Origin of the sequence: Megasphaera vaginalis (ex Bordigoni et al. 2020), from assembly GCF_900240295.1 — a bacterium.
In the GTDB taxonomy this organism is placed as follows: Bacteria; Bacillota; Negativicutes; order Veillonellales; family Megasphaeraceae; genus Megasphaera; species Megasphaera vaginalis.
Window position 1 is genome coordinate 1 of the sequence record NZ_OEQB01000009.1, and the last position, 20,510, is coordinate 20,510.

Annotated in this window: 15 protein-coding genes and 1 riboswitch; of the genes, 2 read left to right on the forward strand and 13 right to left on the reverse strand. The window is 51.4% G+C overall.

Going from position 1 to position 20,510, the window contains the following annotated elements; translation table 11 throughout:
• The 13 genes from C0977_RS10010 to rhaD form a co-directional block, all read right to left on the reverse strand.
• Positions 1-124 (reverse strand): GTP-binding protein (locus tag C0977_RS10010; protein ID WP_234987620.1); only part of this gene is annotated, 124 nt, incomplete at its 3' end.
• Between the two features lie 32 nt (positions 125-156).
• The gene (fusA, locus tag C0977_RS10015) at positions 157-2,229 is read right to left on the reverse strand and encodes an elongation factor G (RefSeq protein WP_023053641.1); all 2,073 of its coding nucleotides are present in this window, start codon (positions 2,227-2,229) and stop codon (positions 157-159) included.
• A gap of 36 nt (positions 2,230-2,265) precedes the next feature.
• On the reverse strand, positions 2,266-2,736 hold the full coding sequence (gene rpsG / locus C0977_RS10020) for a 30S ribosomal protein S7 (protein ID WP_023053645.1): 471 nt from the start codon (positions 2,734-2,736) through the stop codon (positions 2,266-2,268).
• 53 nt (positions 2,737-2,789) lie between these two features.
• Entirely contained in the window at positions 2,790-3,161 is a 372-nt protein-coding gene (rpsL, locus tag C0977_RS10025) for a 30S ribosomal protein S12 (protein ID WP_023053658.1), read from the reverse strand.
• 82 nt (positions 3,162-3,243) lie between these two features.
• Positions 3,244-3,486 carry a ribosomal L7Ae/L30e/S12e/Gadd45 family protein gene (locus tag C0977_RS10030; RefSeq protein WP_023053651.1) on the reverse strand — a complete coding sequence of 81 codons (243 nt, stop codon included), beginning with the start codon at positions 3,484-3,486 and terminating at the stop codon, positions 3,244-3,246.
• A gap of 279 nt (positions 3,487-3,765) precedes the next feature.
• A complete protein-coding gene (rpoC, locus tag C0977_RS10035; RefSeq protein WP_419177928.1) occupies positions 3,766-7,974 on the reverse strand; it encodes a DNA-directed RNA polymerase subunit beta' in 4,209 nt (1,402 codons plus the stop codon).
• Between the two features lie 56 nt (positions 7,975-8,030).
• Positions 8,031-11,738, reverse strand: coding sequence for a DNA-directed RNA polymerase subunit beta (gene rpoB / locus C0977_RS10040; protein ID WP_101913289.1), 3,708 nt, complete (start codon positions 11,736-11,738; stop codon positions 8,031-8,033).
• A 229-nt stretch (positions 11,739-11,967) separates the two neighbouring features.
• Entirely contained in the window at positions 11,968-13,221 is a 1,254-nt protein-coding gene (gene tyrS, locus C0977_RS10045; RefSeq protein ID WP_101913290.1) for a tyrosine--tRNA ligase, read from the reverse strand.
• Between the two features lie 129 nt (positions 13,222-13,350).
• Positions 13,351-13,965 (reverse strand): GDSL-type esterase/lipase family protein, encoded by a 615-nt coding sequence (locus C0977_RS10050; RefSeq protein ID WP_101913291.1) that lies wholly within the window; start codon positions 13,963-13,965, stop codon positions 13,351-13,353.
• A 59-nt stretch (positions 13,966-14,024) separates the two neighbouring features.
• On the reverse strand, positions 14,025-15,494 hold the full coding sequence (locus tag C0977_RS10055) for a tryptophan transporter (RefSeq protein ID WP_101913292.1): 1,470 nt from the start codon (positions 15,492-15,494) through the stop codon (positions 14,025-14,027).
• Positions 15,495-15,506: 12 nt separating this feature from the next.
• Positions 15,507-16,193, reverse strand: coding sequence for an energy-coupling factor transporter transmembrane component T (locus C0977_RS10060; protein ID WP_023053634.1), 687 nt, complete (start codon positions 16,191-16,193; stop codon positions 15,507-15,509).
• Positions 16,190-17,008 (reverse strand): energy-coupling factor ABC transporter ATP-binding protein, encoded by an 819-nt coding sequence (locus tag C0977_RS10065; RefSeq protein ID WP_101913293.1) that lies wholly within the window; start codon positions 17,006-17,008, stop codon positions 16,190-16,192. The genes C0977_RS10060 and C0977_RS10065 overlap by 4 nt, the downstream gene beginning before the upstream one ends.
• Positions 17,009-17,459: 451 nt before the next feature.
• On the reverse strand, positions 17,460-18,311 hold the full coding sequence (rhaD, locus tag C0977_RS10070; protein WP_234987644.1) for a rhamnulose-1-phosphate aldolase: 852 nt from the start codon (positions 18,309-18,311) through the stop codon (positions 17,460-17,462).
• Positions 18,312-18,450: 139 nt separating this feature from the next.
• Positions 18,451-18,545, forward strand: a riboswitch (SAM riboswitch).
• A gap of 80 nt (positions 18,546-18,625) precedes the next feature.
• Here rhaD and C0977_RS10075 point away from each other — a divergent pair.
• Both C0977_RS10075 and metF read left to right on the forward strand, forming a co-directional pair.
• Positions 18,626-19,459, forward strand: a complete 834-nt coding sequence (locus C0977_RS10075) for a MetQ/NlpA family ABC transporter substrate-binding protein (RefSeq protein ID WP_101913295.1) — start codon at positions 18,626-18,628, stop codon at positions 19,457-19,459.
• A gap of 100 nt (positions 19,460-19,559) precedes the next feature.
• Positions 19,560-20,420, forward strand: coding sequence for a methylenetetrahydrofolate reductase [NAD(P)H] (metF, locus tag C0977_RS10080; RefSeq protein WP_101913296.1), 861 nt, complete (start codon positions 19,560-19,562; stop codon positions 20,418-20,420).
• Positions 20,421-20,510 lie beyond the last annotated feature (90 nt).

A 20,510-nucleotide genomic window follows, 5' to 3' on the forward strand; every position in this document is an offset into this window, starting at 1 on the left:
CAAAGCCTTTCTTCGACAATACCTTGGTAATTGCTGCCGTTAATGTCGTTTTGCCATGGTCTACGTGGCCGATCGTTCCAATGTTAACATGCGGTTTGGTTCTTTCGTATTTTTCTTTAGCCATTTTAAAATTCCTCCAATAATGTAATAAAATTATTAGCCTTTATCACTGATGACTTTTTCAGCCACATTTTTAGGAACTTCTTCGTAGTGGTCGAATGTCATTGTGTAAACACCACGGCCTTGCGTGCGGGAACGCAAATCCGTTGCATAGCCGAACATTTCAGCCAACGGCACGAAGGCGTTGATATGTTCTGCTCCGGAACGCATTTCCATACCTTCCACCCGACCGCGGCGGGAGTTCAAATCGCCGATGACGTCGCCCATGTAATCTTCAGGAACGACAACTTCAACCTTCGTATACGGTTCGAGAAGAACCGGTTCCCCTTTTCGGGCACCTTCTTTAAAGCCCATGGAGCCGGCGATCTTAAAGGCCATTTCCGATGAGTCAACTTCGTGATAAGAGCCGTCGTAAACGATGACTTTAATATCCACCATGGGGAAGCCGGACAAGACGCCCGTTTCCATGGCTTCGCGAACACCGGCTTCAACGGAGCTGATATATTCTTTAGGAATGGCGCCGCCGACGACTTTATTTTCAAACTCGTACCCTTTGCCCTGTTCCTGCGGAATCAATTCAAGCCAGCAGTCACCGTACTGACCGCGGCCGCCGGATTGCCGTTTGAAGAAGCCGCGAGCCTTGACTTCCTTGCGAATCGTTTCACGATAAGCAACCTGCGGCTTGCCGACATTGCAATCTACTTTGAACTCGCGCGCCATGCGATCGACGATAATATCCAAATGGAGTTCGCCCATGCCGGAGATAATGGTCTGACCCGTTTCGGCATCCGTCTTGACTTTGAACGTCGGATCTTCTTCAGCCAATCGGGATAAGGCGATACCCATTTTTTCCTGGTCAGCCTTCGTTTTCGGCTCAACGGCAACAGAAATAACCGGATCGGGGAATTCCATTTTTTCAAGGATAATCGGATTTTTTTCATCGCAAAGCGTATCCCCAGTCGTCGTGTCTTTTAACCCGACAATAGCACCGATATCACCGGTATAGGAGATTTCGACTTCTTCACGGTGATTGGCGTGCATGCGCAGGATACGGCCGATACGTTCTTTTTTGCCCTTCGTCGAATTGTACACATAAGTGCCGGCTTCCAGCGTACCGGAATAGATCCGGAAGAAAGCAAGCTTACCGACAAAGGGGTCCGCCATGATCTTAAAGGCCAAAGCCGAAAACGGTTCTTTATCGTCGGCTTTACGGTGATCTTCTTCACCGGAATCCGGATTTGTACCGGAAACGGGAGGAATATCAAGAGGCGACGGCATATAGTCGACAACAGCGTCAAGGAGCATCTGAATTCCTTTGTTCTTGTAAGCGGAACCGCAAAGAACAGGGAACATGGCATTTGATACGACGGCTTTACGAATAGCCTTCTTCAGTTCGTCGACCGTGATTTCTTCGCCTTCAAGATATTTCATCATGAGTTCTTCATCAGTGTCACAAACCGCTTCCAACATGATCTGATGATATTCTTCAGCCTTTTCTTTCATGTCATCGGGAATTTCAACAACATCAATTTGTTTGCCGAGATCATCACCATATACTTCAGCTTTCATCGTCAACAGGTCGATGATGCCGGTAAATTCGGCTTCAGAACCAATCGGCAGCTGGATTGCAACGGCATTGGCCTGCAGTCTGTCTTTCATCATTTCCACGCAGTTCAAAAAGTCAGCGCCTGTCGTGTCCATTTTATTGATGAAAGCGATACGGGGAACCTTATAATGTTCAGCCTGGCGCCATACGGTTTCAGACTGCGGCTCTACCCCGCCTTTTGCAGAGAAAACGGCAACAGATCCGTCGAGTACGCGAAGTGAACGTTCAACTTCAACAGTAAAGTCAACGTGCCCCGGCGTATCGATGATATTGATACGGTGTTCCTTCCACTGTGCCGTTGTCGCGGCCGAAGTGATCGTGATACCGCGTTCCTGTTCCTGCGCCATCCAGTCCATCGTCGCGGCGCCGTCATGAACCTCACCGATCTTATGTACACGTCCGGTATAGAAAAGGATACGTTCTGTCGTCGTGGTTTTACCGGCATCAATGTGAGCCATAATACCGATATTTCTCGTTTTTTCCAAGGAAAACTCTCTTGCCACGATAATTTCCACTCCTCAATTATTAATAATTAGCTATTACCAACGATAATGAGCAAACGCTTTATTCGCTTCAGCCATCTTATGCGTATCTTCTTTTTTCTTGATAGCAGCGCCTGTATTGTTGAAAGCGTCCATCAATTCAGCGGCAAGTTTTTCTTTCATCGTGCGTTCACCGCGCTTACGGGCATAGCCTACGGTCCAACGGATACCGAGAGACAAACGGCGGTCGGCGCGCACTTCAACGGGAACCTGGTAGTTTGCGCCGCCGACACGACGGGCACGCACTTCCAATACGGGCATAACATTATTTAATGCCTGTTCAAAAACTTCCATGGGATCTTTGTTCATTTTGGAACGGATGATGTCGAATGCGTCGTATACGATCGTTTCGGCAACGCCTTTCTTACCGTCCAACATTACTTTATTAATGAAGCGCGTAACCAGTTTCGAGTGATACACCGGATCCGGCAGCACATCGCGCTTCGGCACAGGGCCTTTTCTTGGCATGTCTAATTCCTCCTTAAATGCAGGTCATCAAATTCATCGTTCATAAGCAAATCTTATTTTGCTTTCTTGGCGCCGTACTTCGAACGGGACTGCCGACGATCTGAAACGCCGGCTGTATCCAAAGCACCGCGGACGATATGATAACGAACACCAGGAAGGTCCTTGACACGACCACCACGAATTAAAACAACACTGTGTTCCTGTAAATTGTGACCAATGCCGGGAATATAAGCAGTCACTTCGATAGCGTTTGTCAGGCGTACACGAGCTACTTTACGCAGCGCAGAGTTAGGCTTCTTCGGTGTGGCAGTATACACACGAGTGCAGACACCGCGTTTTTGCGGGCAGTTTTTTAAAGCCGGCGCTGTCGATTTGCAGACGGAATCCTGACGGCCTTTACGTACCAATTGGCTGATTGTTGGCATATGGGCACCTCCTCTCCAAACAATTAGATTTATAATGTAATCATCAACAGGGCCCGGCCCTGAACAGATGATATTACCGAAATTATTTCAATAAACCGACGGCGGCGGCCTTGACCTTGATGCGGCAAGCCGCACCGAGTTCCTCCATCGTATACGATTTATCGACGGCTATACCGACTTCTGCAGCATAGCTCTCAAGCGGCGAGATCACATTGGGGTCACTGTCGCTTGCCAGATACAACTGCGTAACTTCGTTTCGCTTCATCGCTTTGAAAGTCTGCTTGGCGCCGATCGTCTTCGCCGCAGCTTTTAAGTCCAGGCTCACGAAACATCACTCCTTACGCTGTAATTTGGGCGCAGAGAACACACTGCGACACTTAGTCATTTTAGCATTCCGCCCCATATATGTCAATTGATTTCCAAAAAAAACTGCATGCCCATCATATTCATGATTACACAGTTCCCTGCGTATCTTATCCTTTCTTCTATAAGGCGCGCCCGACTGTGGCGGCCTGTCCATGCGTTTCTTAAAATGGATATATTGATATAAAAAACACCTCGAATGCCGATTGACATCCGAGGTGTTTCTTAGAACGAAAACGCTTTATTCAGCGCTTTCCATTGCTTCAGAGATTTCTTCCGTTCCCGCTTCAGATTCATAAGAAATAAGCGGAATCGGTTTGACTACTTTGACCTTGCGATAACGGCTCATGCCGGTACCGGCAGGAATCAGTTTCCCGATAATAACGTTTTCTTTCAAGCCGAGAAGCGGATCGACCTTGCCTTTAATGGCCGCGTCGGTAAGAACCCGCGTCGTTTCCTGGAAAGATGCCGCCGAAAGGAACGATTCCGTAGCCAAAGCGGCCTTCGTGATCCCCAAGAGTATCGCTTTGCCCAACGCCGGCTTGCCGTCGGCGTTTTTGATGCGGCGGTTCGCATCTTCATACGTATTGACATCAACATAGTCGCCTGGCAACACATCGGAATCACCGGCATCTTCAATCTTTATCTTGCGCAGCATTTGCCGCACAATAACTTCGATATGCTTATCGTTGATCTCAACGCCTTGTGACTTATATACCTTCTGTACTTCATATACCAAGTACCGTTGCGTCGCTTCCACTCCCTGGATCCGAAGGATGTCATGGGGATTGATGGATCCGGCCGTAATACGGCTGCCTTTCTCGATAACGTCGCCTTCGCGAACAACGATGTGCGAACCGTAAAGAATTGTGTAACTCCGTTCGTCACCGTCTTTTCCCATGACGTGAACAATATGGATGTCCTGATGGTCTTCTTTGTCCGTAATGGAAACGACGCCGTCGATTTCCGTAACGATGGCATTGCCCTTCGGCTTACGCGCTTCAAACAGTTCTTCGACACGAGGCAGACCTTGTGTAATATCGCCGGCTGAAGCGACGCCGCCTGTATGGAAAGTACGCATCGTCAGCTGTGTACCCGGTTCACCGATGGACTGGGCAGCGATGATACCGACCGATTCGCCGACGTTGACCTTACCGCCCGTACCGAGATCGCGGCCATAACACTTGGCGCAAACGCCGTAGCGGCTGTGACAGGTGAGCACGGAACGAATCCGCACTTTATCATAATATTTGACCACTTCTTTAGCGGCATCTTCCATAATCTCTTCATTAATGGGGACGATGATTTCCCCCGTATCGGAGTTAACCAGCGTTTCCGCCGCCGTACGGCCGACAATCCGATCTTCAAGCGGTTCGATAACGCCGTCTCCTTCAACGATAGCCGTCACTTCAACGCCGCGAATATCATTATTGCGGACTTTTACCTCCGCCACATCGCTGGAAAGGATTCGTTCAATAGCATCTTCCGTAAGCGGCGTACCTGCAGGGCAGATTTCGATGCCGCGAGTATCGATAACGGCCTTTTCGACCGTTTTGGCCAGCATGTTTTCCACCATTGCCTGACGCAACGAAGCGCGAATGCTTTCTTCCGGCGCGCCGAGCATGACATTTTCAATGACGTTCGTATGATTCATGTCGTCATTGATGTCCATCTGACTGCCTCGCAGCGAAAGCTTCGGTATCTTATGCGCCACGATCGTGTCCATATCATCTGTTGTCAGGATGTGTTCCAGCGGGAAAACGGTTTCTCCCGTCTCCGGATCGACAACCTCTCTGGCCAGGACACGGCCGATCAATTTTTCTCGCAAAAGCGCCACCGCCTGGCGGCAGGAGCCGGCCAAGCGCGCCCGTTCCCGAACCAGATCAAGTCCGAACACGTCACAATCGTCTTCACGCACAATGACGTCTTGCGACACGTCGACCAGCCGCCGTGTCAAGTAACCGGAGTCCGCCGTACGCAGAGCCGTATCGGCCAACCCCTTGCGCGCGCCGTGACTGGATGTAAAGTAATCCAATACGGACAGCCCTTCGCGGAAGTTCGCTTTGATCGGCAGATCGATAATACGACCGGACGGGTCGGCCATCAGGCCTCGCATGCCGGCAACCTGACGAATCTGCTGTTTATTACCGCGGGCACCGGAATCGGCCATCATAAAGATTGAATTAAAGGAATCCATATTATCCATCATGGCTTCCGTAACGTCATCAGTTGCCTTTTCCCAGAGGGAAATGGTCTTACGATACCGTTCGTCTTCCGTAATCAGGCCGCGCATAAACATTTTATTGACATTTTGTACCTGCGCATCGGCCGTGTCAAGAATCGCCTTCTTTTCGGACGGCACCTGGATATCCGAAATGGCAATGGACATACCGGCCTGTCGTGCATAGTGATAGCCGATATTCTTAATGCGGTCGAGCAGTTCTGCCGTATCCGTGTTGCCGACGAGATGGAAACAGGCATCGACAAGCTTACCGATCTGCTTTTTATTCATTAAGACGCCGAGGCAGTCGACGGCGACATATTCTTTGCCCTCTTTAAAAGCCGCGACAGCCGCGCTGTCAACCTTACGGGGCGGCAACGGACGCGTTGCGAGAAGATCGACGCCGAACGTTTCCTTAAGTTCGGCAAAGCCGTAATCAAGGACACGGCCGTCTTCGTTTTTGATCTTAATCAAATGATCCGACGTAATCAGATTATTTTCGTAAGCAAACAGCGTATCCGCCGGATCGGAGAACACCATAACCTGATCCGTGTGATAGAGGCGAAGTTCCTTATACAACTGATAATTGTACAGCAGGCGGCCGGCCGTCGTTTCAATCAACCCGTGCTCGGGAATGCGCACCTTGATCAACGCGTCAATATCGATAGCCTTGGCATCATAAGCCAACATGACTTCATCATAGTTGGCAAAGAGTTTTCCTTCACCGACGGCGCCGGGCTTGACCAGCGTCAAATAATAGGCGCCGAGAACCATATCCTGCGTCGGTACGGCAACCGGTTTGCCGTCTTTCGGAGCAAGGATATTGTGCGCCGAAAGCATCAACGTCCGCGCTTCGGACTGCGCTTCAACAGAAAGCGGCAAATGGCACGCCATTTGGTCGCCGTCAAAGTCGGCATTGTACGCCGTACAAACCAACGGGTGGAGTTTAATGGCGCGTCCTTCCCAGAGAATCGGTTCAAAAGCCTGGATCCCCAGTCGATGCAACGTCGGCGCACGATTCAGCAGAACCGGATGCTCTTTGATAACGCCTTCCAATACATCCCAAACTTCATTCGTTACGCGTTCTACTTTCTTTTTGGCATTCTTGATATTTGTAGCCAAACCCTTTTCCACCAGTTTTTTCATGACAAAAGGTTTGAACAGTTCCAATGCCATTTCCTTCGGCAAGCCGCACTGGTGCATTTTCAATTCCGGCCCGACAACGATAACGGAACGGCCTGAATAGTCGACACGTTTTCCCAGTAAGTTCTGACGGAAACGGCCCTGCTTCCCTTTGAGCATATCTGACAAGGACTTCAAGGCTCTGTTGCCGGGGCCCGTAACGGGGCGGCCGCGACGGCCGTTATCAATCAAAGCGTCAACGGCTTCTTGAAGCATTCTCTTTTCATTGCGCACGATAATATCCGGCGCTCCCAGTTCCAAAAGACGGCTCAAGCGATTGTTGCGATTGATGACACGGCGGTATAAATCATTCAGGTCGGACGTCGCAAAACGCCCGCCGTCGAGCTGCACCATCGGACGAAGTTCAGGAGGAATGACAGGAATCACATCCATAACCATCCACTCCGGCTTATTGCCGGAATGCCGGAACGCTTCGACGACTTCCAAACGCCGAATAGCGCGTACACGGCGTTGGCCCGATGAATCACGCAATTCTTCGCGCAGCTCTTTGTTCAGTTCTTCCAAATCGAGTTCCTGCAGCAACTCTTTTACGGCTGCGGCGCCCATGCCGACACGGAATTTTTCGCCATACATATCGAGATATTGACGATACTCCGTTTCCGTCAGCAGCTGCTTCTTCGCCAACGGCGTATCGCCAGGGTCAAGAACGACGTACGAAGCAAAATAGAGTACTTTTTCCAAGGACCGGGGCGAAATATCCAAGATCAGCCCCATACGGCTCGGAATGCCCTTAAAATACCAAATATGCGAAACAGGCGTTGCCAACTGAATGTGTCCCATCCGTTCGCGGCGAACTTTGGCGCGGGTAACTTCAACGCCGCAACGATCACAGACGACACCTTTATAGCGAATGCGTTTATATTTACCGCAATGGCATTCCCAGTCTTTAGTTGGCCCGAAGATACGTTCACAAAAGAGACCGTCCCGTTCCGGTTTCAACGTACGGTAATTGATCGTTTCCGGCTTCTTTACCTCTCCGTGCGACCATTCCAGAATTTTCTCCGGCGAAGCCAGACCGATTCGCATGGAATCAAATTCATTCACATCCAGCACTAATACCGCTCCCTTCTCAATTCCTGCACTTAGTCATCTTCATTCTCACCGGTTCCGTCAGCAGTGATATCATCGTAGTTCATGGCGATCAAATCATCTTCGCCGCCGTTATTGATCGGTTCCGCCTCTTCATCGGCAGTTTCTCCGATGTCGGCAGCCATCGGATCGACACTGACATCCCCTTCCATGACATGACGCAGGTCATCATTCTGTTCCGGTTCCATATCATCTTCATCGTCCAATTCCTTAATAACGACTTCTTCACTGTCTTCATTAAGAATTTGCACGTCCAAGCCGATGGCCTGCAATTCTTTGAGGAGGACCTTAAAGGATTCAGGGACGCCAGGTTCCGGTATATTTTCACCTTTAACAATCTTTTCATAGGCCTTGACACGACCGACAACATCGTCAGATTTCACGGTCAACATTTCCTGTAATGTATACGCTGCGCCGTACGCTTCCAGCGCCCAAACTTCCATTTCCCCGAAACGCTGGCCGCCGAATTGCGCCTTGCCCCCAAGAGGCTGCTGCGTGACCAGGGAGTACGGACCTGTCGAACGGGCGTGGATCTTATCGTCGACAAGATGATGCAGCTTCAGGAAGTACGTGTAGCCGACGGTAACGCGACGATCCATCGGTTCTCCCGTGCGGCCGTCATAAAGCACGGATTTACCGTCATCAGGAAGGCTGGCAATGCGCAGCGCTTCAAAGACATCTTCCGCACTGGCGCCGTCAAATACAGGCGTGGCAATGTGAATCCCTGCCTGATCCGGCTGCGGCATACCGTAAGTGTCGAAGTCATAGCCGGCCGCGCCGAGTCGTTTTTTCAATTCTTCCCGAAGCTTTTCATCGGGGTTCATGATCTGCAGGCCGATTTCGTGCATAGCCCATCCCAGATGCGTCTCCAGGATCTGCCCGATATTCATACGAGACGGTACGCCCAAAGGGTTCAAGACGATCTGAACCGGTGTGCCGTCCGGCAAAAACGGCATGTCTTCTTGCCGCATAACACGGGATACAACGCCTTTATTGCCATGGCGGCCCGACATTTTGTCACCTTCATGAATCTTCCGCTTCTGTGCAATGTAGACGCGGACCAGGTGATTAACTCCCGGCGGCAGTTCGTCGTTGTTTTCACGAGAAAAGACGCGAACGTCGACGATCTTGCCCGATTCACCGTGCGGCACACGGAGCGACGTGTCGCGGACTTCCCGTTCTTTATCACCGAAAATAGCCCGCAAAAGCCGTTCTTCCGGTGTCAGTTCCGTCTCCCCTTTCGGCGTTACCTTTCCGACGAGAACATCACCGGGGTACACATCGGCACCGATCATGATGATCCCCTGTTCGTCAAGATTTTTTGTGCTGTCTTCACTGACATTCGGAATTTCGCGGGTAATTTCTTCGGCGCCTAATTTGGTATCGCGGGCATCACATTCGTATTCTTCAATATGAATGGACGTATACAAGTCATTTTTCGGCAAATATTCGCTGAGCAGAACGGCATCTTCATAATTATACCCTTCCCAAGGCATATACGCGACGAGAATGTTATAACCGAGCGCCAATTCGCCGCCATCAGTCGCCATGCCGTCGGCAAGGACCTGACCGGCTTCAACGCGTTCCCCTTTATAGACCAACGGATGCTGATTAATACACGTGCTCTGGTTGGAACGCATGAATTTGATCAGCTTGTACGTATCGCGTTCGCCGGTATCGGCAGTAACGACAATCTCATCGGCCGTAACACGGCTGATGACCCCGGCATGTTTAGCCAGAATGCAGACCCCTGAATCGCAAGCCGCCTTATATTCCATACCGGTACCGACAAGGGGCGCCTGCGTACGCAGCAACGGCACAGCTTGCCGCTGCATGTTCGCGCCCATGAGCGCACGGTTGGCGTCATCGTTTTCCAGGAACGGAATCATCGACGTACCGACGGACACGACTTCTTTCGGCGATACGTCCATAAAATCGACATGATCGCGACGTACTTCCAAAACTGCTTCACCGTGACGGCAGGCAACGCGTTCGTTGGCAAAAAGGCCGTCCTCCGTCAGCGGTTCGTTGGCCTGCGCAATAATATATTGTTCTTCTTCATCGGCCGTAATGTAATGCACGTCATTCGTGACCACATGCGTCTCTTTGTCGACACGGCGGTACGGCGCTTCAATAAAGCCGAACTCATTGACCTTGCCAAAGCAGGCCAGAGAAGAAATCAGGCCGATATTGGGGCCTTCCGGCGTTTCTACAGGGCACATGCGACCGTAGTGCGAATGATGCACGTCACGGACTTCGAAGCCAGCACGTTCACGCGATAAGCCGCCGGGCCCGAGCGCGCTGAGACGGCGCTTATGGGTCAATTCCGCCAAGGGATTGGTCTGGTCCATAAACTGCGACAGCTGGCTGGAACCGAAAAACTCCTTGATCGCGGCGACGACGGGACGGATATTGATCAGTACCTGCGGCGTAATAGCTTCCGTGTCCTGCACGGTCATGCGTTCGCGGACAACGCGTTCCATTCGCGTCAAACCGATGCGGAACTGGTTTTGCAACAATTCACCGACGCAGCGAAGACGACGATTTCCTAAATGATCAATGTCGTCGACGTTACCGAATCCGTCCATTAAATTCAGCAGATAATCAATATTGGCGATAATATCTTCACGGGTAATCGTCCGATGTCCGTAAGGCAAATTACTGTTGTTGCAAATAATTTTATACGTCGAGCCGTCCTGTTTTTCAACGAAAGCGGAAACTAAGCCGTCACCGGAAAAAACGCCGCTATCTTTAATTTTCTGTACTTCGGCGGCGCCAATTTCCGTATGAGCATCGACAATCACCTCGCCGGTTTCGGCATTGACGATCGGTTCATGCAAGGTCAGACCGAACAGGCGGCGTTCCCAGCCGAGTTTCTTGCCGGCCTTATAGCGCCCGACACGGGCCATGTCATAACGGCGGGCATCGAAGAAAAGACCTTCGAAGAGGTTACGCGCGCTTTCCACTGTCGGCGGTTCTCCGGGACGCAGTTTTTTATAAATTTCCACTAAAGCTTCATCCTGCGACTCTGTCGTATCCTTCTCAAACGTCGCCATGAGCCGCTTATCATCGTAAAAGAGATCCAATATATCGGCATTCGTTCCCCAGCCCAGAGCGCGGATCAATACGGTCGCCGGAATCTTGCGGTTCCTGTCGATACGGGCATAAACGATATCATTGGCATCGGTTTCCAATTCGATCCAGGCACCGCGATTCGGAATAATCGTGGAACTGTAAAGCCGGATACCCATGGGGTCTATTTCACGGCCGTAATAAACACCTGGCGAGCGGACAAGCTGACTGACGATAACACGTTCGGCGCCGTTGATGATAAACGTGCCCGTATCGGTAATCAGCGGGAAATCGCCCATGAACACTTCTTGTTCCTTAATTTCGCCCGTTTCATGATTCACCAGGCGAATTTGGACGCGCAGCGGTGCCGAATATGTCGTATCCCGTGCTTTGCACTCACGAATGTCATATTTCGGTTCGCCCAATTTGAAGTCTTCAAAGGACAACGACAAGTTACCAGACGCATCTTCAATCGGTGAGATATCCTTAAAAATATCCTTCAGTCCCTTTTCCAGGAACCATTCGTAAGATTTGATCTGCAAATCCAACAAATGCGGCATCTTCAAGACTTCGTTGATCTTGGCGTACGTGTATCGAGTCCGTTTCCCTACTTGCACAGGTTTGAACATGCTGTTACTTCACCCCTTATAAATATAAACCATCATACAGTGTGACAACTGCAGACATAAAGCGACAAAAAAGCAAGGCTCTGTCAAAACGTGAACCTTGCTTAATTTTTTCTTGACGGAAGTGCTTCCTCCCTGTATATGCACACTCTACTGGACATTCTGCAATGAGTTATTATAGCACAGCATTTATGCTCCGTCAACAATATTTTATGCGATTGTACTTGACTTTTTATTCAATTCGTGCCAACGTATAGTTTTTCTTTCCTTTACGAACGATAACGAATTTGCCGTCCGAATTCTTATGAGGCGCGACGGTTTCGTCAAGGGACGTGATTTTGTTGCCGTTAATCGTAATCGCCCCATTCTGCACATCTTCGCGGGCCTGTCGTTTCGATTTACAAATGGCTGAATCGACAAGCCAGTCGACAACGTTCTTTTCATCGGCACTGACAGTGACAGTCGGCATCTTGCCGAAGGCCTGTTCCAGTTCGCCGCAAGACAGATCGGCAATGCTGCCGTGGTAGAGCGCTTCCGTAATATGCTGCGCTTCTTTCAGTGCTGCCGCACTGTGAACGAAGGTCGTTACCTCTTCCGCCAGACGGCGCTGCGCCAACCGCTTTTCCGGTTCCTTTTCAACGGCCGCCGCCAAGCTGTCGATTTCTTCTTTCGACAGGAAGGTAAAGTATTTCAAGTATTTCACAACGTCGGCGTCATCCTGGTTCAGCCAGAATTGATAAAATTCGAAGGGCGACGTCTTTTCCGGATCGAGCCAAATCGCTCCGCCTGCCGTCTTGCCGAATTTCGTGCCGTCCGCTTTCAGCATCAGCGGGATCGTCAAGGCAAAGGCCTTGGCTTCCGGCCCGTGAATGCGGCGGATCATATCGATACCGGCCGTAATATTGCCCCACTGATCGGCGCCGCCGATCTGCAGCTGTACATCATTGGCCGTAAAGAGATGATCAAAGTCGACGGACTGCAAGATCTGATAGGTGAATTCCGTAAAGGAGATACCCGCTTCCAAACGGCTGGCTACGACTTCCTTCGAGAGCATGACATTGACGCTGAAAAGTTTGCCGTAATCGCGCAGAAAACCGAGGAGATCGATTTTCGAGAGCCAGTCGTAGTTATTGACGATAGATATATTGGAATCTTCGCCGAACAGATGAATGAACTGAGCCTTCAATTTTTCGCCGTTTGCTTGAATCTTTTCCAAGCTCTGCAGCTGCCGTTCCGTCTTTCTGCCGCTGGGATCGCCGATCGCCCCTGTCCCGACACCTAAGACGATATACGGATGATGACCGGCCAGCTGAAACCGCTTCAGCATCATAAAAGGAATCAAGTGACCGATATGCATGCTGTCGCCGGTCGGGTCAACACCGCAATACAGTGAAACGCTTTTTTCCTCCGTCAATTGCCGTAACCCTTCTTCGTCGCTCATCTGGTTGACCGCGCCGCGCCAAGCCAATTCATCAATAATATTCATAGGTCAAACGCTCCTTTACAGATCAGTAAACTTTACTTAGTTATTGAACATATTATATATAATACTGTTTCCATCGTCAAACCAGTAAACAGACTGCCGACGGCAGCAGCCGACAGTCATGGCCGCAGATTATTCAACGCAATGGTTAACGCGGTCAGAACGCAGCCGACGTCCCTTTTCTCTTCTTGTGAGGTCGGCAATAACGGGAATGGCGGCCGCCGCAAAGGCTGCATATCCCCGTTGATTGGGATGCACACCATCGGCGTACAATCCCTTGCTGCCTGCTAACACGGCGGCAAAATCAACGATTCCCAAGCCCCGTCTGCCGCCTTCTTCTTTGATCCACCGACCATATGCAGTCAGCGCCGCCTGATGAGCCGCAACGGCTGCCGGCGCTTGCCAGCCGAAGTAAACGCTTTCCGCCAAAGTCAGCGGCGGAATCCCGACGATAAGCGGCAATGCCCTGGCCTGCACCATGTCTATCATGGCCAGCATATGTTTTTCTGTCTCTGTCAAAGCAATATCCTGCAACACATCGTTGGAACCGCCCATCAGAAAAACGGCGCCAGGCAGTTCTGCCAATGCAGCCGGAAGTCGCAGTCGAATATCCTGCGTCGTTTCGCCGCAGACACCGCGGTTGGCGACAGTCAGACCCAAATGCCGTGCAACCAGAGCCGGCCAACTGTCAGCCGGTACTCCGGGATAGCCGTAGGTCAGACTGTCGCCAAGACATAGAAGATCCATTCTTCTCCCTCTCTTTTGCGCAAAAAGGCAGGACTGCCGTACGGCCCCCTGCCCAAAAACTATGCATACTGTTTCAGATCCTGCAGCGCCGCTTCCGTAGAAAGCCAGGTAGACGGCATCCGATAACCGGCCTTTTCCAGATCACGCTGACAGGCAAAGACTTGGGGAATCGCACGTTTATAAACGTCGTGCTCATACATGTACCGCAAGGTCGTTTCCAAATCGCCGTCACAAAGAAGCTTTCCTTCGTGCAGAAGAGCCAATCGATTGGCATACGGCAAAACCGCTTCCAACGTATGCTCGACGACGATGACCGTATGCCCGTACGTTGCGTTCAAATCGTGGATCAGTTCATAGAAAGCATGCGTTCCTTCCGGATCCAACGCCGACGTCGGTTCATCAAAGATGAGTATTTCCGGATTCGTCGCCAACACGCCGGCAATAACGAGACGCTGCCGCTGACCGCCGGAAAGATTCGTCAGCAGGCGCTTGCGATAATCACTGAGTCCCACTTTAGCCAGCGATTCCGTAATAGCCGCTTCGATTTTTTCCGGCGCTTCCCCTTTATTCTCCAGACTGAAGGCAATTTCTTCCTCGACAGTCATGGAAACGAGCTGGCTGTCATAATCGTCGAGCATCGTGCCGACGCTGCCTGCCAATTCGGAAATCGTCGTCTGTGTCGTCGCTTTTCCTTTTACATAGACCATCCCTTTCATGACACCGCCGAAATAGTGCGGTATTGCGCCGGTAAGGGCCATGCAGAGCGAACTTTTGCCGCTGCCGCTCTCCCCGGTAAGGACGAGAAAGTCGCCTTTTTGTACTGTCAGGCTCACGTCCTGCAGCACAGGCTTCTTCCGCTTATTATAAATATACGTCAAATGTTCAACAGACAGCAAGGCATCCGAAGCGGGCTGCAAGTCATACTCGCTGTGATCGGACGTGACCGTCCGCTCTTCAAGAGAATCCAAATAACCGCGGGAAACGAACAGCCGCAACGCCGGAAAGTACATAAGCGGCGTGACGACAGCATTTAGAAGACCGATAACAGCCACTAGCGGAAGCATCCCCGTGAGATATACGACAGTCGGCAGGTTCATGACGAATTTCAGTATTGTGACAAAAGCGCCGCCGCTGAGACAGGTGGCAATGAACCCGGTCAGCACAGGCAAACAGGAATGGCCCTTAAATTTAATGAACGAAAAATTTTTGACAACAACGGCACAAGCCACCGCCCCTATCGGTTCACTGATCAGATTGCCGTAAGGAAATCCCGATTTCGAGGTCAGGACATTGACGAGCGCGGCAACAAGGCCGATGCCGACGGCCTGTTTGTATGACGGCTTGGTCAGACAAATGGCAACGCAATACGTTGCGATCGTCCAGTTCGGCGTAATGCCGGCCACACTGGGAGATACGAGATGAAGGATCGTGCCGATGGCCAGCATCAAAGTCGTGATCGTGATCCAGCGAAATTGCCCTCCCTGCCGGTGATGAAATTCCAAAGCAGCAATATTCTCTACCTTTTTCACTGTGCTTCCCCCTTACGCCATAAGGCCGTTGATGCGGCTGTATACCAATATAATGCTGATGACGATCATGCCAAGAATCAACAACCGGTCGGTTCCCTTCGGCTTGACATTGGCCACAAAGCTGTGTTCACTGCTGCCAAACGCCCGCAGTTCCAAACTGAGCGCCATCGTTTCCGACCGCCCCAGCGATTTCAGCATGAGCGGCTGAATGACGGACATATAGTTTTTCAACTTTTTAAAAATATTCCCCTTGGTAGATAAGCCGCGACAGGCCTGCGCCTCCTGCACCGCCTTGCTTTCGGCAATGAAATCGGGCACGAAACGCAGCGCGGCCGTAAACATAAAAGCATATTCATAGGGGATTCTGATCTGCTTGACCAGCGCCGCCGTCAAATCCTGCAAGCGCGTCGTTGTCAACAAGATAATAAAGACGACGGTCATCGCCAGCATGCGCAGCCCCGTAACGTACGCGGAGGTAACGGAACCGCCGCCAAGAAGCTGCACGAGACCGAGAAACACGGCAAAGATACAAAGACTGAACAATGCTTTGCCATTACGGCCGAAAGTACCGCAGCTCGCCAATATCGCCACTTCAACGAGCACCAGAATGACCAGCGGCAGCGGCTGATACAGGACTAAAGCCCAGAATGAAAATGCCAGCGTCCCCGTTAATTTCGTCAAAGGCACCAATTTTTTCAACATGCTTTTTCCCCTCCCAATCGCTTCAGCAACGCATCCTTAAAGGCATCCATCGTCGCACAGTAGGGCATGCCCGGCAGGGCCAGCGAAAGCGTTACCGCTTCCGGCCTGGCCAGGCCCAAATCATACAGATCGTCACGCCGCGTAAACAATTCTTCCGGCGTACCGTCAAAGACCTTGGTTTTCCTGCCGATAACCAGGACGCGGTGACAGTATGCCGCCAATATGTCCATATCATGCGTGATCAGGAGGATCGTAATCCCCTGCCGGTTTAATGCCGTCAACAACTGCATGAGCCGGTCCTTGTCGGCGCTGTCCTGCCCGCTCGTCGGTTCATCAAGGATAATATAGTTCGTTTTCATGGCGAGCGCCGACGCAATGGCTACCCGCTGCTTTTCACCGCGATTCAGATTCGGCGGATACGACTCGGCCAGAGTCGTCAGATTTGTTGCCGCCAGAGCGGCGGCAACCGCCTCCCGCACCGCCTCACCCCGCAACCCCAGCTGCTGAGGCCCGTAAGCTACTTCGGCGGCTACGGTAGCGCGAAACATTTGCCGCTCCGGCCGTTGGAAGACATACCCCATGTAACGGCTGCGCTGCGCCGCATCGGCAGCCGTAATATCTTTGCCGTCCAAGCAGATCTTTCCTGTTGTCGGCTTTTCCAGTCCCATGAGAAGACGCGTTACCGTTGTCTTACCGCAGCCGTTCCGCCCTCCGAGTCCGATGAACTCCCCGGTACCGATTTGCAGATCAATATGCTCCAACACGGTTGCCGTATTGTCATAGGAAAAACTTACATCTCTCATTTCCAACATCGCGTTTTTCTCCCCTTTTGCATACAAAAAAAAACCTTTCGTCCCTCAAAAAAGGGACGAAAGGTTGTCATTCCGCGGTGCCACCCCAATTGGCATGTTCCATGCCCGGCTCACTTGTACGGCCTAAGCGATACAAGGTTCTTTGATAGCGATGGAACTACACCGGCGCACCCTACTGGAAACATCGTTCAGGCCGCATCTCCCGAATCCATTCTACCCGCCGGTCCGTGCTGAACTTCCACTGCCATCAGCTCGCTGTAACTGCCCCACTCGGATATACTCGTTTCGTTCATCGATCTGGTATTTATGTTTGGACAGTATTATATACTGCACACTCTGTTCTTGTCAAGCAACGGACGGGCATCTTTTTGTACGGCAAAACATGCCTGCAAATGCCGTCGGCACACCATCATAGTTGTTCCGCGCAAAAACGGCGGAAAAGGCACGGCCCTTACGTCTTCCCTTTTGACGTCTCTTCCCCTAGCCGCAATGCGCCTTCGTGTAGAACCAGGCCGAAGGCCGCCGCCAGATCCGACAAGTTCTGATTCGTCATCGCCTGCCGTTTGCCGCCCATAGCGCGGATTTTCACACAAATGGACGCCGCTTTTTCCAGCGAATCCATTAATCCGAAAGCGTCATCAAAATCGTCACCGCAAACGAAGGTGCCGTGATGCGCCCAGATGACAGCCCGATATCGCTCCATTTTCGCCAACGTCGCCGTCGCCACCGCTTCGCTGCCGGGCACCATCCAAGGTACGATACCGATACCTTCGGGAAAAACGAGGGGATTTTCAATATCCGCTTCCCACAGTTCCCTCGTAATGGCGGCATCGTCAATGGGAACGACGAACGTCAAGGCGATCAGATTTGCCGGATGCGCATGGTAAACAATGCGGTTGCGACTTGCATCCCGTCTCTTCTTCAACGCCTGTGTCCGAAGGTGCGTCGGCAGCTCACTGGTCACGTTACCGCCCTTTTCCAGCCCCCAACGGACGGCATAGCTGCCGCCGTCGGCTGCCAGCTCAATAATGCCGAGGCACTCTTCCGGAGCGGCAGCAACCTTGCTCATGTATTTGCCGCTGCCCGTAAGAAGAAAGAAATCGCCGCCCAACACCGGAAGCGGCATCGTCAAAGGCAGCCAGTTCCGTTTCGTACCGAAGCCCGCACGGCAAGCAGCCGCTTCCGCCGCCGTTAAACGATAGCTGAGATTACCGCCGTTTCGTTCATGCCAGCCGCGCTGATTCGCTTCTTCCGCCATATGAATGCAGTCTCTCACAAAGGACTCGTGCAATACTTCCATCATTCGTTCCTCCTCATCATTCATGTCTTTTCAGAATAGCACAGGGATTTCTCCGCGTCTACAATTTTGCCGCAAAAAATCTATCCTCTTTCTTGACAATGATTCCTTTTCCTAGTAGAATGACAAGCGAACAAGTTCATACATTTTATCCAGAGTGGCGGAGGGACTGGCCCTATGAAGCCCGGCAACCGGTAATACGGTGCCAATTCCTGCGGAAGCAATTCCGAGAGATAAAGAAACGGTACCCTCTTTCTTCTTTCGGAAAGAGGCTTTTTTATTGACTTCCGCTATACATTACCAAAGGGGGAATCCGTTAAATGAACCATTTCAAAAAATTATCTTTATTAGCGACGGCAGCACTTCTGTCGTTGGCAGTATTAGCAGGCGGCTGCGGCAGCAGCACACCGGCAGGCGGTACGGAAAGCACGAAGAATACGACGATCACCGTCGGCGCCACACCGGTACCGCACAGCGAAATCCTGAATGAAATCAAACCGCTTCTGGCTAAAGAAGGCATCGATTTGAAAATCGTTGAATTTATGGACTATGTCAAACCGAATCTGGCGTTGGCCGACGGCGAACTCGATGCAACGTTCCATCAGCACGTGCCGTTTATGGATAAATTCAACAGCGAACACGGCACAAAACTCGTCTCAGCCGGAAAAGTCCACGTCGAACCGATGGGCGTGTATTCCCATAAGATCAAGGATCTGAAAGACGTACCGCAAGGCGGCAAGGTGGCCATTCCTAACGACCCGTCCAATGGCGGCCGCGCGCTCCTCATTCTGCAAAGCGCCGGATTGATTACCTTGAAAGACGGCGGCAACATTGCGTCTACAGTGCAAGATATCGTCGGCAACGACAAAAATCTCCAATTCCTTGAACTTGAAGCCGCACAAGTTCCCCGCTCCCTCGACGATGTCGACATTGCCGTTATCAATACGAATTTCGCCATGGAAGCCGGTTTGAATCCGCTGAAAGACGCCCTTTTCCTGGAATCCAAGGATTCGCCGTACGCCAATATTCTGGCAATCCGCGCAGGCGATGAATCGCGGCCGGAAATCCAGAAATTGATCAAAGCGCTCCAGTCTCCGGAAGTGAAAAAATTCATTGAAGACAAATACCAGGGAGCCATTTTACCGAGTTTCTAACGCGCCGCAGAAAGACCGGAATTCTCTTGAAAAATTCCGGTCTTTCTTTCATACTGTACATACAATCAGTCGTTTCAATTCATCATAAAGGAGACAGCCTATGACCGCCAGCCCCTCATTTCCTGACAGAAAAACATTTTCTCTTGAAGTCTTCCCGCCCAAAGCGGCTTCGCCGCTTGAACCGATGATCGCCGTCCTGCGTGAACTGAGCGAATTAAAGCCCGATTTCATCAGCGTCACCTGCGGTGCCAACGGGCAAGGCGGAACGCGAACAGCGGAAGTCGCAGAAAAAATCATAACCGACTGCAAGCTGACCGCCGTCCCCCACCTGACTTGCCTAAACCTGACCGCCGCAGAGGTACTTGCCGTACTCAATGATTATCGCCAACGGCGTATTACCAATCTCCTGGCGCTCCGCGGCGACAGCGTTCCCGGACTTGAACCGGCCGCCGTCTTTCCTCACGCCATTGATCTGATCCGCTTCATCAAAGAACAAACAGGCGATGAATTCAACATTGCCGCCGCCTGCTATCCTGAGGGGCACCTTCAGGCTACCAGCCTTGACGACGACATTCATTATATGAAGGAAAAAGAAGCAGCCGGCGCCGGCAAATTTTTATCTCAACTGTTCTTTGATAATACCATCTTCTACCGCTTTCGCGAGCGAACCGCCGCTGCCGGTATAACCGCGCCGATTGAAGCCGGCATCATGCCGGTTACAAGCAAGAGTCAAATCGAACGGATGATCGCACTTTGCGGCGCATCGCTGCCGCAAAAATTCCGCCGTGCCATCGACGCGTACGGCGACGACCCGACCGCCATGCAGGATATCGGCATCGCCTATGCCATCGACCAAATTGCCGACCTTCTGGCCAACGACGTCGACGGCATCCATGTGTATACGATGAATAATCCTGATGTTACGCGAAAAATCAAGGACCGTATCCAATCACTGTTATGATAAAAAGCGTTATGAAAACAAACGACACGCCGAACGTTTAAACAACGTTCGGCGTGTCGTTTTTCCGTCCGGCAAAACGGCGCAAAGTAA

Coding starts and splice junctions, on each gene's coding strand:
- C0977_RS10075 (WP_101913295.1), top strand. CDS start 18,626: ATGAACCATTTCAAAAAATTATCTTTATTAGCGACGGCAGCACTTCTG.
- rpsL (WP_023053658.1), bottom strand. CDS start 3,161: ATGCCAACAATCAGCCAATTGGTACGTAAAGGCCGTCAGGATTCCGTC.
- metF (WP_101913296.1), top strand. CDS start 19,560: ATGACCGCCAGCCCCTCATTTCCTGACAGAAAAACATTTTCTCTTGAA.
- rpoB (WP_101913289.1), bottom strand. CDS start 11,738: ATGTTCAAACCTGTGCAAGTAGGGAAACGGACTCGATACACGTACGCC.
- C0977_RS10065 (WP_101913293.1), bottom strand. CDS start 17,008: ATGTTGGAAATGAGAGATGTAAGTTTTTCCTATGACAATACGGCAACC.
- rhaD (WP_234987644.1), bottom strand. CDS start 18,311: ATGATGGAAGTATTGCACGAGTCCTTTGTGAGAGACTGCATTCATATG.
- rpsG (WP_023053645.1), bottom strand. CDS start 2,736: ATGCCAAGAAAAGGCCCTGTGCCGAAGCGCGATGTGCTGCCGGATCCG.
- tyrS (WP_101913290.1), bottom strand. CDS start 13,221: ATGAATATTATTGATGAATTGGCTTGGCGCGGCGCGGTCAACCAGATG.
- C0977_RS10050 (WP_101913291.1), bottom strand. CDS start 13,965: ATGGATCTTCTATGTCTTGGCGACAGTCTGACCTACGGCTATCCCGGA.
- rpoC (WP_419177928.1), bottom strand. CDS start 7,974: ATGCGAATCGGTCTGGCTTCGCCGGAGAAAATTCTGGAATGGTCGCAC.